The organism is Dactylosporangium roseum (assembly GCF_025264685.1).
Classification (GTDB): domain Bacteria; phylum Actinomycetota; class Actinomycetes; order Mycobacteriales; family Micromonosporaceae; genus Dactylosporangium; species Dactylosporangium roseum.
In genome coordinates this window covers 7,709,529-7,723,607 of the sequence record NZ_CP073721.1, presented here as the reverse complement: position 1 = coordinate 7,723,607, position 14,079 = coordinate 7,709,529, and the positions used below count along the sequence as shown (strand labels likewise).

The window sequence follows — 14,079 nt, the reverse complement described above, 5'->3', positions numbered from 1 at the left end:
TCTGATGAAGACGCTGCAACACCAACTCGGCCACGCCAGCATCGGGTCACCGCGGACGTCTACACCACCGTCCTGCCCGCCGTGCAGCGTCGTTGCGCCAAGGCCACCGCCCAACTGCTGCGCGCCACCGGACGACGACCCGAGCTTTCAACGCTAACCGCTGGCGGCGGCGACGTAGGTGCCGCGGCCTACGACCGTGACTACGAGGCCGCGTTCGCGGAGGAGTTGGATCGCTTTGCGGGCGGTTCCTCGGGCTATGGCGTATTCCTGGACGAGCTGGTTCTCCGAGGGGATCGGCCGGTTCGGCAGAAGTTCACCCGCGTTGATGCGTGCCTGGATGGCATCTGCCACCTGCACGTACAGCGGGGTAGGCCCTTCATGGTCGATCACCTTCCGACCATCCCATCGGCCGGAGACCTATAGTCGCCGAGGGGGAACCATGGTGGACCATGTGCAGGCGTGGTGAACAGGCGTAGGCTCGAAAGCTGCTGTTAGGACAGCGCCGCCTCGCAGGGCCCAGACCACCCAGGATCAGGGACCGACCGGTACAGAACAAGCCGGCTCGGCGTTGACGTCAACGGTCGTGTAGCGCTCCCTCAGCGTGGGCGCCGATCTCGCTTTGGACGGCCGGCGGTCGCCGTCATGCCGACCGAACCGGTAGGGGCATCGGCTCCGGCCGAGGACGGAAACCTCGGTCACCTGCTGCGCGGCGTCACGCCGCTGCTTACCAGCCGACCCGTGACAGCGGCGGCCCATCGGCCCATCCGCGCGGCACGGTTCAGGCTCGGCGAGAACGGCGCTATCGCCGGCCAGCAATCCGCCAGGGCCGGCCAGAGAAGAACGAACGACAGACACGGGGGACGACATGAGCGACACCGCCGGAATCTTCAAACGATGCGGCTGCATCGACCCGACGACCAAGCGGCGCTGGGGCGAACGCTGCCCACGCCTACCCGAACCGGACCACGGCAGCTGGTACTTCACCAGCTCGACCCGCGACCTGCTCGGGCGGACCGAACGCGTGCGCTGCGGCGGCTTTCCCAGCGAGCAGGCCGCTCGTGAAGCCCGCGACGAGTTCCTGCGGCTGTCGGCCGAGGAACGCACCGCACAGAACTGGACCGTCAAACGATGGCTGCAGTACTGGATAGCCGGCCGCACCCCGGATCCGGCCCACCACGGCGGCGAACTACAGCCACGACATCCAACGGTTCCTGATCCCGGCCGTCGGCGGTCTCACCCTCGACCAGCTGACCGCCCGGCAACTCACCGCCGCGTTCGCCGAGATCGGCAGGGCCAACAATCGGTACGGGCACCGTCATACCGTCTGCACGCTGCAACATCTGCACCGGACACTGCGGACGGCGCTCAACGCCGCGGTCCGCGACGGCATCATCGTCACCAACCCGGCGGTCGGGGTGGAACTACCGGCCCGCGAACGCTCACACGCCGAGGTCTGGACGCCGCCGCGGGTGGCCGCGTGGCGGGCTACTGGCGAGCGCCCCGTCGTCGCGGTCTGGACGCCGGAACAACTCGCCGAGTTCCTGCAATCGGTACGCCACGACGGCCTGTACGCCTTGTGGTGGCTGCTCGCCGCGGTGGCCGTGGTGAAGCCGCAGGACTGCGCTGGACCGACGTCGACCTCGACCATGCCCAACTTGCTATCACCCGCCAGCGCACCACCGTCGGCTACACCGTCCACGAAGGAGCACCCAAATCCGCGACCAGCCGCCGACTCGTTGCCCTGGATCCCCACACCGTGCTCGTCCTGCGCCTGCACCATCGACGCCAGCAACGGCAACAGCAACGCCGTGACGACGCCGGAAAGCCCTGTCTGCCCAGTGGATACTCTTCACCAGGCCCGACGGCACGCCGTTCCATCCCGGTTACTTCAGCCAACGCTTCCATCTGCTCATCGACCGGGCCGGCCTGCCACCGATTCGCCTGCAGGACCTGCGCCATGGAACAGCCAGCCTCGCCCACAGCGCCGGCGCCGATCTCAAGACGATCCAGGGCCTCCTCGGACATTCCACGATCGCGCTGACCGCGGACGTCTACGCCAACGTGCTCCCCGCCGTCCAACGCACTGAGGCCGAAGCCACCGCCCGGCTGATCCTCGGGGTCGCCGATCGGCCGTCGGAACGCACTGGTTCCAAGCTGGTCATCCCGCGTCCACGACGTCCGCGACCGAACGCAGCCAAGGTCCCGGCCGTGAACCGACGTCGCGCCGCACGCGGCATCACGGTGATCCGGCGCAGGACACGGGAGACGCGTTCTCCGGCGAGTGGGAGCGTCTGACTGGGTATCAGATGGTCGGAGCTCAAGATCGCATTGCATGCGCCCGGATAAGAGGGCATTGACCTGCGAAAACAGCTCGACGCCGTCTCGCGCTCGTGTCTGAGTGTCCCGCCAAATGGGACCGTTGTGTTCCCAAAGTGATCCTGTGTTCGGAAAGTGTTCGAGCCGCAAAAACGCGGTTCATATGCCCTCTGACCTGCGCAAACGTGAGCCACAACCGCGCCCCACGTGCGCCTCACATGAAAGCAGGGAATATAGCCAACTGGCTATATTCCCTGCTCAGGTGGCGCGCCCGAAGGGACTCGAACCCCTAACCTTCTGATCCGTAGTCCGACGCTGGAGTCAGCCTCCTACTCCATTACCGTCTCACGAAAACGTGCTGTTTTGCAAGGGTCCGTACTCGAACGGTGCGGCGCGTATCCGCAGGTCCACGCGATCTCGCCTCCCGCCGGTACCGACGGACTCGCGGGCCCTTGGCGTGCGTGCTGGTTTGGTTCGGGTTGTGCTCGACGGTTGCGTTACGTCCGATCACATCAGGAACACAACGCGATCCAACGACCGGTTGCGCGCTCGAACGGCGGGCACCCCTCCCATTTCCCTCGGCGGGAGGAATCAGCTGGGCCTTCCGGCCGTATCGGTGACGGTCGGCGACCCCGAAGGGACTCAAGCCTCTAGCCTTTCGATCTCCAGGCCCGACCTGTCCCACGTCGATGGTCAGACGTTACGGTTCGCTCGGTAGCGCACCGCTCCTCCGGTCGCGTGAGTGTCACCGCCGCCGGCCCAATACCCGATGATGAGCCACAGCTCGTAGTGCAAGAGCCATTCGGTGGTCCAGGGCAGGATCGTGGTCGCCAGGAGCATGTGGTGTTTCCACTCGCCTGGGTAGTACAAGCACAGTTCGTCGCCGGGGTAGACGTGCGGGAGCGACTCCGCTTCTGGGTGCAACTCGAGCACGGGAGGGTCGATGACGGTGACCTTGGGACGGAGTCCGTGCCGGTAGGCCAGGTGCACGGTGTAGTTCCGGCTGGCCGGCGACGGCTGGAGCCGGACGGTACAGGTGAGCTCGCCGCCGCGGACGGCACCTTCGGCGTTGGGCAGCACCGTGGTGATCGCGACGAACTGCCGGGTGAGGTTAACCGCGCGGGTGGGGATGCTGACCATGGAATGTGTGTCGTGGGACCCGCGGTCCGGCCGCGGTCGTGGTGAGCAGGCCGCCGGTGGCCATGTGCAACTTGCCGGTCCTGACCTCGGTGGTCCGGCGCTCGGCAAGCCTCTGGAAGGAGCGTTGCACGGCGTCGGCGGTAAAGCTTTCCGACATCCGGGCGGCGAGGGCCGGGAGTCCTTTGTGCTGCAGATGCACGAGTTCGTCGAGCAGCACGGCGAGGTCGTCGTGCCAGCGGAGGAAGGCTTTGCGCCGCTCCGGATACTCGTTCCACTTGTCGGCGAAGTTCTCGTCCTCGTGCGCCGGGTTGGGCACCCAGAACTGGCCGTGGCGGTTCTCAACGTACGCGTTCATCCCGTTCATGACGGCGCGGGTGGCGGCGAAGAGGTCGGATTCGCCGAGGTAGGCGCGGGCGGCAAGGGTGGTGATGAGGATTGACGGGGGCCGGTGGTCGGCGTCGTCGGCGAAGTACAGCATGGCGTGCCACTTGAGGATCTGCACGACCCGCTGCAGGGTGCTGCGCACCTGCCAGTCGGGCACGTCGGCGACGTTCGCGTGCCGCTTCGCCTCGACGAGGCGGCGATCGAGCTGCGACTGCTGCTGGAACCAGGTGGCGTAGCCGATCGGGTTGGAGTGCTGCCACAGCCGCAGTTGCTTGTCGGTGAGCAGAATGCCGGTGGGCGGCAGGTCGGCGTCCGGGATGGTGGGCAGGACGTCGAGGTGGAAGCCGTCGTCGGGGTAGCTCAGGGTCCAGCAGCGGCGGGTGGACTCGCAGCTGGCGGGGCCGTCACCGTGGCCTTGGCGGTGCTTGAACCGCACGAAGGCGTGCAGCATGCGCCCGACGCGCTCCTTGAGTTCGGCCTGGGTGGTGGACTCCTTGGCGATCGGCAGCCAGCACACCAGGTCGATGTCGTATTGCCCGGTCGGAGTGTTCGGCCGCACGACGGTGCCGAGCCGGAACGAGCCCTGCGGGTAAATGCGCCAGTCCGGGGTGCCGTGCTCGGCCAGCCAGGTGCCGACCTCCTCGTACTTGTCGACGGCGAGCTGGTACAGGTGCGGGGAGATGTCGAGGGTTTCGACGGCGCCGTCGAGCAGCATCGACAGCATCTCCTCCATGGTGTCCATATGTTCCACGGTGTGCACGGTCAGTCCTTCCGGGCCGGGTAGTGCGGGACGTACGCCGGCGCGGTGTGGTCGGCGAAGCAGCGGGTGAAGGCCGGTGAGGCGTCGCGGCTGTGGTGCCCAGCGAGGCCGATCAGGGCGTCGGCGTCGACCTTGTCCAGGGCGAGCGCGCCGGTCGGCACGGTCGGGTTGAGCCGCAGGACGTTGTCCTTGCCCAGGAAGTGGCGGGCCTGCTTGGCGGCGCTCTCGCTCTGTGCGCGCATGAGGACTTCGACCGCGTCGCGCGCCCAGGGGAACAGGCCGCCCTGGTCGAGGCGGCGGCTGCGGTGCCGCCGGTCAGTCGTGGTGCCGAGGCTGAACACCCGGATCTGCTCGAGCGGCACGCCGAGCGGGCCGACCGCTTCGGTCAGCGCAACCATCGCCGGGTTGTTCGCCCAGATACCGCCGTCGACGAGCCGTGCACCGCCCAGCGGCATGCCGGGCAGGTAGGTCGGCGCGGCGGCGGTGGCCATGGCGACGTCGACCGCACGCTCACGCCAGTCCCGCTTCAGCGTGGGCAGGTGCGGGGTGCGGAACAGGTAGACGTCGTCCGCGCCGATGTTGTACGAGGTGATCAGCAGCCGCTTGGTGCTCTCGCCGAAGGTACGCTCGCCGAATACCTCGGTCAGCGCGGTGCGCAGCGGCTCGGCGGCGTACTTGGCGCGCAGCAGGTGCCGCACGCCGCGCAGCCGGCTGCGGTCGCGGAAGATCCGCGAGCCGTGATCGGTGTAGAACTGCAGGACCTCCCGTGGGGTGAGGCCCAGCCCCAGGCCCAGTGCGATGATCCCGCCGGTCGACGTTCCGGCGATCAGGTCGAAGTGGTCGACGATGCGGATGTCGAGGTCTTCTTCGAGACCCGCCAGGACCGCGGCCGAGAACATGCCCCGCAGCCCGCCCCCGTCCAGCGACAGGATCTGGAACCGATCGCCGCCCACTGGCCGTCCCCGTTCCGCCACCTGCGTGCCTCCGTCTCGGGCCGAGCCTGTTGTCGACCTTGCTCTCACGATACTTCACGGCCAGATCGTTTCATGCACCGAATAGGTCTACGAGACAGTTGTGTAGAGGTGACCCGTGCATGGAACGCTAGAGTCCGGGGTAATGGACATCTGGTTCGGCGACGACGAGACCGCCGAGTTGTGCAGCCGGGCAGCCAAGCTGACGGCGCGCTGGGGGGCGGCGGGCGGGAGGGTGGTCGGCCGCAGACTCTTGCAGATCGAGGCCGCTCCGACCGTCGAGGCGCTGCACGCACTTCCGGGCGGCCTGCGCCGCGACGCGACGGACGACACGTGGATGATCAACGCTGGCGGCGTGGCGGTCATCCGGTTCGCCTTGGACGACCGGACGTCCGACGGCGCTGGCACCGTGCGTGTGCTCTCCGTCAGCGATCAACCAGGGGGAAGGACTCGCCGATGACAAACACCGGTAACACCCGGCGGTTCCGGCCCGACTACGCGGTCCCGCCCGGCGAGACGCTGGTCGAGGTCCTCGCCGAACGTGGCATGAGTCAGGCCGACCTGGCACGGCGGACCGGGTTGTCCACCAAGCACATCAACCAGATCGTGCTCGGCACGGCGACGCTGAGCGCCGAGACGGCCGTGAGGCTTGAGCTGGTCACCGGCGTGGCCGCGCAGGTGTGGACCGGGCTGGAGGCGGCCTACCAGGTGGCGCAGACCCGGCTGGTGGAAACCACCCGGCTGCAGGCGCACGTCGACTGGCTGAACCACCTCCCGGTCGCGGAACTCATCCGCAGAGGCTTCGTCCGCAGCGACACGTCGCCGGTCGAACGGCTGCGCGAGGTCCTTGCCTTCTTCAAGGTCGCCTCGCCGGACGCGTGGCACCAGGTCTGGGCGGTACCGACCGCCTATCGGCAGTCCCGCGCCTTCGACGTCGACTACGGCGCGCTCGCGGCGTGGCTGCGCATCGGCGAGATCCGGGCCGACCGAGCCGACCTACCACCATTCGACCGCAACCGGTTTCGTGACCACCTCCCCCGCATACGCGCCCTCACCAACATTGAGGACCCCCAGATCTGGCTGGCGCAACTCGAATCCCTGTGCGCTGACGCCGGCGTCGCACTCGTCGTCGAGCGCGAGATCGTCGGCGCCCGCATCAACGGCGCCGTTCGCTGGCTCCCCAGCGAACGACCACTCATCCAGCTCAGCGTCCGGCACCGCTGGGCGGATATCTTCTGGTTCACGTTCTTCCACGAGGCAGCACACGTCCTTCTGCACGACCGCAGAAGGTTCACCATCGTTGACGGCATCGACCGCCCCGACACCGACAACGCCATGGAACTCGAAGCAGACGACTTCGCCGGTCGGATCCTGCTACCTCGATCGTTCGACAGCCGCCTGGCCACCGTCCGTTCCCAAGCGCAGGCCGTCGCCTTGGCGAAGGAAGCCGGTGTCCATCCCGGCATCGTCGTCGGCCGCCTCCAGCACGACAAGACCATCCCGTACAGCCACTTCAACCGCCTCCGCACCCGGCTCGCGTTCACCAACGAGTAGGCCGCTCCATCGGCTCTTGCTCAACCGCCCCAATACCTGACCGAGCCGCTGGCGGTGGAAGGCATCGACCGAGCGGACTGCGTTTCCGCGGTTCAGATCTCAGATCTTGCAGAGACGACGACGCCGGTGAGGCGGATGCGGCGCCGAAGGGGGCCGCAAGCGTCCGGGCGAAAAGTGGGTTGACGACACGGCCCAGCCGGGGAGCCGGGAACGAGGTTTCCACGTATGCGGCGAGAGAGCGGCCGCAGTTCGCGTCGGGCTGGAGCGTGGCGACGAAGCGGCAGTGGTCGAACCAGGCAGGGCGGAACGTCCGATCACTACATCGAGCCATTTCCAAGCTGACCTTGCAGCTCAGACTGGGTGCGACGGACCCGGGCATCGATGAGGGCGAGGCTCCAGGTAAGACAGCAGTCGACCAAGATCCGATGCCCCGACCGGGAGCCTCGCTGTGCTGTCTTACCCCGCCTCGGTCCCGCTGTGCAGCCGAACCGATCGACCGAGTCGCCGACCAGCGGCCGTGCCACTCCGGCAAACACCGACGACACGGCGTCAACGTGCAGGTCGTCGCAGACGCCGCCGGTCGCGTCGTGTGGGCGTCACCGGCGCTGCCAGGCGCGACCCACGATCTGACCGCCGCCCGTGCCCACGGCATCATCGACGCCCTGCGCAGCACCGACGTGATGACGTTCGCCGACAAGGGCTACCAGGGCGCCGGCGGGACCGTGCGTACACCGTTCAAGCGCCACCGTCACCGGCCCCGACTGTCGCGTCGGCAGAAGGCGGTGAACAAGACCCACGCGAAACTCCGCGCCTGCGGCGAACGCGCGGTCGCCACCCTCAAGACCTGGAAGTCCTGACGAAGCTCCGTAGCTGCCTACGCCGAGCGACCGCGATCGTGCAAGCCATCCTCGTCCTCCACCGCGTCGAGACCAGCCACTACCCACGATGAAAATGGCTCATCACATGACGATCGAGCCCGATGTCCTACTCAGGCTGACGCACGACTAGCAGTCGTGGTAGGGCCCAGCGCTCGGTAGCCAGGCATGCTGCGACGTCAGCCGGTGCCGGTCTGCGCTCGACGAACGCGGGATCGTCTACAGCGTCAAAGGCAACACCCTAGCCCATCCATGCGACACGGTCTCCAATGTCCCGCCCTGGTTCGAGACCGGCCCCCACCGACAACCGTGGTCCACCTCGGACGACGCAGTCAGCCTGCACAGAACGTCACCGCCGCCGGCTGTGACGCGCGCGGCGAAGGTCGCCTGCGTGTCACCAAACCCGGCCATCGTCTCCAACCCCAGTACTAGCTCAACTCACATACACGAGCACACTCAGTAACTATGTGAGATCAAGTGATAGCTCGCGGTGAGGGAAGTGATCAAGTGGGCCATCTCAAGTTAGAGTACGGCTCAGGCAGTACCCAATGGGCAGCCAGGCATCGCTGACCGAATCTAGGTTCCGGCCAGACCCCCACTGACACGTCGAAGGGAGACACGTGGACACCGTCGCCGACGTCGTACGCAGACTTTGGGGCCTCTGCAACTTCCTCCGGGACGACGGCATCTCATACCATGAATACCTCTCGGAACTAAGCACGTTGCTGTTTCTGAAGCTTGCTGAAGAACGTGCGATCGGAGTCCAACTGGCAGGAGTTCCGTCGTGGACAAGCCTCGCACATACAAGCGACGCAGAACTTTTGTCCAGCTATCGTCAAATGATTTGGGACGCGCGGACGGCCGCCAATCCGAAAATAAGAGAAATATTTTCAGAGACGGAAACAAGGCTCAAGTCTCCGCATGCGTTGCGCAAGCTAGTTACTGGCATTTCGGAAATCGATTGGTATACTGACCGATCGCACATCGTCGGCGACATCTATGAGGGCCTGATCGAGAAAAACGCCTCCGAGTCGCGATACGGAGCTGGTCAATACTTCACCCCACGTGCGCTGGTCGAGGCGATGGTGGCGGTAACGCAGCCAACACACTCTGACTCTGTATACGACCCAGCTGCGGGAACCGCCGGCTTCCTGATTTCCGCGGCTGCCGCGAGCCAGGCAGGCAACGACTATGCAAAAATCGCGGGCCAAGAGCTAGTGCCAGACGTGCATCGCATGGCACTGATGAATATCATGATCCATGGCTTCGAAGGTGACCTCGGAGTCGGCGACACTCTGTCACTTAGTCCTGAACGACTAGCAGTAACGCTCTGCCTTACCAATCCTCCTTTCGGCGTTCGTGGTGGCTTGGCGCCGAATCAGCAAAATTTACTTCAATACCCTACGTCGAACAAACAGCTGGCCTTCCTGCAGCACGCCTATACGTCGCTTGAGGAAGGCGGACGAGCAGCAGTGGTCGTGCCCGATAATGTGCTTTTCGAATCCGGTGTTGCGTCATCGATCCGTAGCCATATGCTCGACAATTATAATGTCCATACAATTCTCCGGCTGCCCCCGGGAATATTCTACGCAACCGGCGTCCGCACGTCAGTTCTGTTCTTTGCGAAGACGCAGCCGACCGAAACGGTGTGGACCTACGATCTGCGGTCGGGCGGTACGTCCTATACCAAAAAACGCCAGCTGTCTTCCAGCGACCTCAAATACTTCATATCATCGTACGGCCCGGACCCGCTTGGGATGTCTCCTCGAGAAGAGTCCGAGACGTTTTACTCGACCAGCAGGAAAGAGCTTGGGACTCTGGGTGAAACACTCGATATTCCCTCTCCCAGAAGTTTCACGCACGTCCCGGGGCTGACGCCTGAACTGATGGTGGACTCTCTGATTGAGCAGTTGCAAAGCGCGCTCGACATGGCTCGCGACATGGCGCAAATCATTTCCGAACCGTACTCGCGAGACTTGCCGCGATGACTTCGATTCGCCTTCCCAGGCATTGGCTCGCCTATCGGGTTGACCAAGTAGGCGAAGCAACCATCGGACAGCAGAAGGTCCGAGATTCCTCCGGGGTACGTCTCCCGTATTTGCGGGTAGCGAACGTACAGGACGGCTTCCTCGATCTCGGAGACATTGCGGAGATGCCCTTTTCGGATCGGGACCGCTTCCTTTTAAACCCAGGCGACGTCCTTCTCTGCGAGGGACAAAGTAAAGAATTGGTCGGACGAGCCGCCCTGTTCGAAGGGCAGATAACGAACGCTGCCTTTCAAAATCACATTATCAGGTTCCGCCCCGGCCCCAACGTTTTGCCAGAGTACGCGCTTCAAGTGTTTCGTGCCTACCAAAAATCAGGCGTCTTCTCGCGGATTTCCAAAGGCACCACAGGCATAGTAAATCTAGGACTTGGGCGATTCAGGGGTTTGCCTTTTCCGCTGCCACCCTTGGATCTCCAACAAGAACTAGCATCGCGGTCTGCGGCTCTGCAAATGCTCCTGGACCAGACGATGGCTCTAATCAAATCGGTCAAACTTACGCTTCGCGACCTACTGCCCATTGCTGCGGATCAGGCTATCCTTGGCGAAGATGCGAACTCTTGGTCCACCGGTAGAGCAGGAGCTAGCCCCTGGGGGTTAAGAGCCGCGGCGGACATAGTTGCCCCAGACGCACCAATCACCTACGGCATTTTGAAGCCCGGGCCGGACGTTGAAGACGGCGTCCCCTATATTAGAGGGCAAGACCTACAACAGTGGGAGATCCGGACTCACGGCCTCCTGCGCTGCTCTCGAGAAGTCGCGAATCGTCACTCTCGGTCAACTCTACGCCACAACGATGTCCTGCTTGGCATAATTCGCCATACGCGGGTGGCAACGGTACCGGCCGAACTCGATGGTGCGAACATCACACAAGGTACGGCACGCCTGCGGGCTTCGGATGACGTGAACTACAGATTTCTAGCACATTGGCTTTCAAGCCGAGCTGCTCAATCCTGGCTTCAGGGTCATATGCGTGGTATCGATATGCCAGGCTTAAACTTGCGCGATGTTCGCAAGCTTCCTGTTCCGCTCCCCGATTTGCAGGAACAGATTCGAGTCGTCACTCGACTGGAACAGATAGCTGGCCGAGCAGCGCTATTGTCTTCGGCAATAGAGTCCGGCACAGATTGGGCCCAATCTCTGGAGCAAGAAGGGCTACGGTCAATCGTTTACGGAGAGATCGCTAATAGCGCAACGAGCGAATGGCAGCAAATCTGGGCCGACAGGACGCCAGAGGTCCGTCTAGCCGGTGTTGCGCCTATGGACCAGCAAGCAGTCGGAGAAGCTCTCGCAGGGGTCGCAGCGGAACCCTCGGCCTCGCATAGGAGTGCCAAAGAAGTACGACAGGGAGTCGCAGTGTCCACGTCGGGTATGGCAGCTGTTGATGCTGCGCAACTCGTTCTGACCCTTAGAGAGCTAGGCGGCAGTGCTACGCCAGAAGAGGTATTCACTCGGCTCAACCTCAGTGAAGTCGGTGTCGACAGCTTCTATCTTGCGCTAAGAGAAGCGGTCGCGAATGGAGAGATAGAGGTCCCGCCGGGCCCATCTACGGTTCTCACGATGGTGGCTAACGAGATATGAGGCTACACTTCCTACATATAGATTCGTTCAAGAACTTAAACAATTTCAAAATCGACTTTGATGATACGGCTTCGGTTACTGCACTCGTTGGTCGGAATGGGACCGGGAAGTCGAACGTCCTCGAAGCTCTTACTCTGATCTTCCGTGATCTCGATCTCGGCCAACCGCCATCTTTGTCATTTAGCGTTAGATACGAGTGCCGGCGCAGTGTAGTGTCAATCGACGGCACAGCCGGTTCAAGAGAATATCGGGTCGAGGTTGACCATCAATCGGTTCCATCGCGCACGGTCGTCGGCGAGAACGGTCGAAAGTATCGTCCTGACTTCGTGTTCGGCTACTATTCAGGCCCTTCAAACCGACTAGAGCAACACTTTTTCTACCACCAAGAGCGGTTCTATCAAGATCTAGTTCGTGGTCGCGAGAACCCGCTTCGGCCCCTTTTCTATGCCCGCGCCGTGCATTCGAATTTTGTTCTTCTGGCATTCTTCCTTGAGGACGATCCACAGGTCCAGGCGTTGCTGCGAGAGCACTTGGAAATTGAGCGCCTGGACTCCGTACTGTTCGAACTCCAGCAGCCCGAGTGGAAGAGTAAAACTGGAGATCCGAGATTTTGGTACGCTCGCGGCACTGTTCAGGTCTTTCTCGATGCTCTGTATCGACTTTCGCTTGCGCCGATGCGCTTGAGCCCTCGGATCGCATCGGGTGGCCGGAGATCCGTGAGAAGAAATCACCTATATCTGTTCCTGCCATCTCTTGCCGAGATCCGAGGGCTGCGGTCGTTTTACAGGAGCAATCAAGAATTTTTCAAGGCGCTGGAAAGTACTTACATTTCCGATTTAATTTTCGATGTTCGCATTCGGGTAACCCTACGAAAGGCGGGTGCCCCTCTCACTTTTCGTGAGCTCAGCGAAGGCGAACAACAGTTGCTACTGGTTCTCGGACTTATGCGATTCACGCGAGAAGACGAATCGCTATTCCTGCTCGACGAACCTGACACACACCTTAATCCTGCATGGAGTGCTCAGTATCGTCGATTCCTCGAAAGATTCGGTGGCCTTGACGATAAATCGCACGTAATTATGGCTAGTCACGACCCACTTGTAGTCAGCGCGCTCAAGAAACATGAAGTTCGAATTTTGCAGCGCACGAACGAGGGAAGCATTCGTGCGGTTGCGCCCGAGGAGGACCCCCAAGGGATGGGGGTAAGCAATTTGCTTATGAGCGATGTTTATGGACTACGCGCACCGCTTGACGTCGACACTCTTGAGAAGATCGATCAAAAGCGTCGTCTCGCTGCCAAGGATGTCTTGTCGACGGAGGAGGCCAAGGAGTTGGCCACGCTTGCAGCAGAACTGTCCAATATGGGCTACTTGATGGAGGATCAAGACCCGGATTACGCAAACTATCTCCGCGCCAAATACCACGCCGATGAGGAACTAGCCTTTACATTTCAGTCGGGCGCAGAGGCGATCGTCGATGACATTCTCGGAACAAATTCGGAGGGTTGACAGGATGAGACATGTCGCTCTTGATCGAGTTGAGTCGGTAATTCCGGCCGAGTGGCATGCCAAGGCAAAGAAGGTCAACGAGGAGTTGGCGGCAGCGACTACTGTTGCTGGACGCAAGGCAATCGTGAAGGCAAATGAGGATCTCTGGCGAGAAGCCGGCCGTCATTTAGCTACCGTAATGGAAGGGAAGTGCTGGTATTGCGAAATCCGAGATGTGCGATCCGACCATCCCGTTGACCATTATAGGCCGAAAGGTCGGGTTGCTGGCGAGAGCCATGGCGGCTACTGGTGGCTAACCTTCGCTCTCGAGAACTATCGCTGGTCATGTACCTTCTGCAATAGTCGCCGCGTTGATGTCGAAGGCGGCACATCTGGTGGCAAGCAGGATTTCTTTCCGCTGTCACCAAGTGGTAAACGTGCGCAGGTTCCCGCCGACTCACTCGAAAACGAGCACCCGCTGCTGTTAGATCCGACAGACTCTCGTGATGTAGCCCTGCTCCTCTTCGACGAAACGGGAGTTCCGTCACTGGATCCGAAACACGCGCAGATACACGATGATCTTCGCGTCGAAGCAAGTATTGAATTTTACCATTGGCGCCATCGACCCCTGGCTTCTGCGCGGCGTCTTATTTTCCGGAAAGTTGCAGTCGTTTGCGCTGACGCCGACAATCTTCTTCAAGGTTTCGAGCGCACACGTGATCAAGCTATTCACCACAAGTGGATGAGGTCAGTGCGAGCGTTGAATATGATGGCAGATCGCGCAAGTGAGCACTCTGCTGCGGCGCTTTGCGCGCTGCGCGGCCTCCGCACAGCAAGTAGGAGCGCGGCTGAGGCATTGGATCTTCCATAGGCCAGATGGACGACACCGGATCTGCTGCTGGGCGGGCTGCCACCCCCATCAAACATCTCCCGATTGCCTGATCCGTTGTGCCACTAAGCGTCGACC

General features: G+C 62.5%; 11 protein-coding genes and 1 pseudogene. 8 read left to right on the top strand and 4 right to left on the bottom strand.

Features of this window, described 5'->3' with window-relative positions; translation table 11 throughout:
- Positions 1–153: 153 nt before the first annotated feature.
- Positions 154–390 carry a GntR family transcriptional regulator gene (locus Drose_RS36295; RefSeq protein ID WP_260725717.1) on the bottom strand — a complete coding sequence of 79 codons (237 nt, stop codon included), beginning with the start codon at positions 388–390 and terminating at the stop codon, positions 154–156.
- A gap of 1,437 nt (positions 391–1,827) precedes the next feature.
- Between Drose_RS36295 and Drose_RS36290 the strand changes: the two genes are divergently transcribed.
- A complete protein-coding gene (locus Drose_RS36290) occupies positions 1,828–2,295 on the top strand; it encodes a tyrosine-type recombinase/integrase (RefSeq protein ID WP_313900059.1) in 468 nt (155 codons plus the stop codon).
- A gap of 714 nt (positions 2,296–3,009) precedes the next feature.
- Here the strand turns inward: Drose_RS36290 and Drose_RS36285 are convergent.
- The 3 genes from Drose_RS36285 to Drose_RS36275 are packed head-to-tail and all read right to left on the bottom strand — an operon-like array spanning position 3,010 to position 5,553.
- Positions 3,010–3,456, bottom strand: a complete 447-nt coding sequence (locus Drose_RS36285; protein ID WP_260725716.1) for a hypothetical protein — start codon at positions 3,454–3,456, stop codon at positions 3,010–3,012.
- A complete protein-coding gene (locus tag Drose_RS36280; protein ID WP_260725715.1) occupies positions 3,428–4,582 on the bottom strand; it encodes a nucleotidyltransferase domain-containing protein in 1,155 nt (384 codons plus the stop codon). The genes Drose_RS36285 and Drose_RS36280 overlap by 29 nt, the downstream gene beginning before the upstream one ends.
- A gap of 20 nt (positions 4,583–4,602) precedes the next feature.
- Complete coding sequence (locus tag Drose_RS36275) at positions 4,603–5,553, bottom strand: CBASS cGAMP-activated phospholipase (protein ID WP_260725714.1); 951 nt, start codon at positions 5,551–5,553, stop codon at positions 4,603–4,605.
- 163 nt (positions 5,554–5,716) lie between these two features.
- On the opposite strand from Drose_RS36275, the gene Drose_RS36270 reads away from it, so the two are divergent.
- From Drose_RS36270 to Drose_RS36245, 7 genes and pseudogenes are all read left to right on the top strand, one after another.
- Positions 5,717–6,031 carry a hypothetical protein gene (locus tag Drose_RS36270; protein ID WP_260725713.1) on the top strand — a complete coding sequence of 105 codons (315 nt, stop codon included), beginning with the start codon at positions 5,717–5,719 and terminating at the stop codon, positions 6,029–6,031.
- Positions 6,028–7,125 (top strand): HigA family addiction module antitoxin, encoded by a 1,098-nt coding sequence (locus tag Drose_RS36265; protein ID WP_260725712.1) that lies wholly within the window; start codon positions 6,028–6,030, stop codon positions 7,123–7,125. The genes Drose_RS36270 and Drose_RS36265 overlap by 4 nt, the downstream gene beginning before the upstream one ends.
- A gap of 425 nt (positions 7,126–7,550) precedes the next feature.
- Positions 7,551–8,074 (top strand): annotated as a pseudogene (locus Drose_RS36260) (transposase family protein).
- 546 nt (positions 8,075–8,620) lie between these two features.
- The gene (locus tag Drose_RS36255) at positions 8,621–9,988 is read left to right on the top strand and encodes a class I SAM-dependent DNA methyltransferase (protein WP_260725711.1); all 1,368 of its coding nucleotides are present in this window, start codon (positions 8,621–8,623) and stop codon (positions 9,986–9,988) included.
- Positions 9,985–11,625, top strand: a complete 1,641-nt coding sequence (locus Drose_RS39270; RefSeq protein WP_390891273.1) for a restriction endonuclease subunit S — start codon at positions 9,985–9,987, stop codon at positions 11,623–11,625. Before Drose_RS36255 ends, Drose_RS39270 begins: the two co-directional genes overlap by 4 nt.
- Complete coding sequence (locus Drose_RS36250) at positions 11,622–13,133, top strand: AAA family ATPase (RefSeq protein WP_343871412.1); 1,512 nt, start codon at positions 11,622–11,624, stop codon at positions 13,131–13,133. The genes Drose_RS39270 and Drose_RS36250 overlap by 4 nt, the downstream gene beginning before the upstream one ends.
- Before the next feature lie 4 nt (positions 13,134–13,137).
- Positions 13,138–13,983: an HNH endonuclease family protein gene (locus Drose_RS36245; protein WP_260725709.1), complete on the top strand. Its 846-nt coding sequence runs from the start codon at positions 13,138–13,140 to the stop codon at positions 13,981–13,983.
- Positions 13,984–14,079 lie beyond the last annotated feature (96 nt).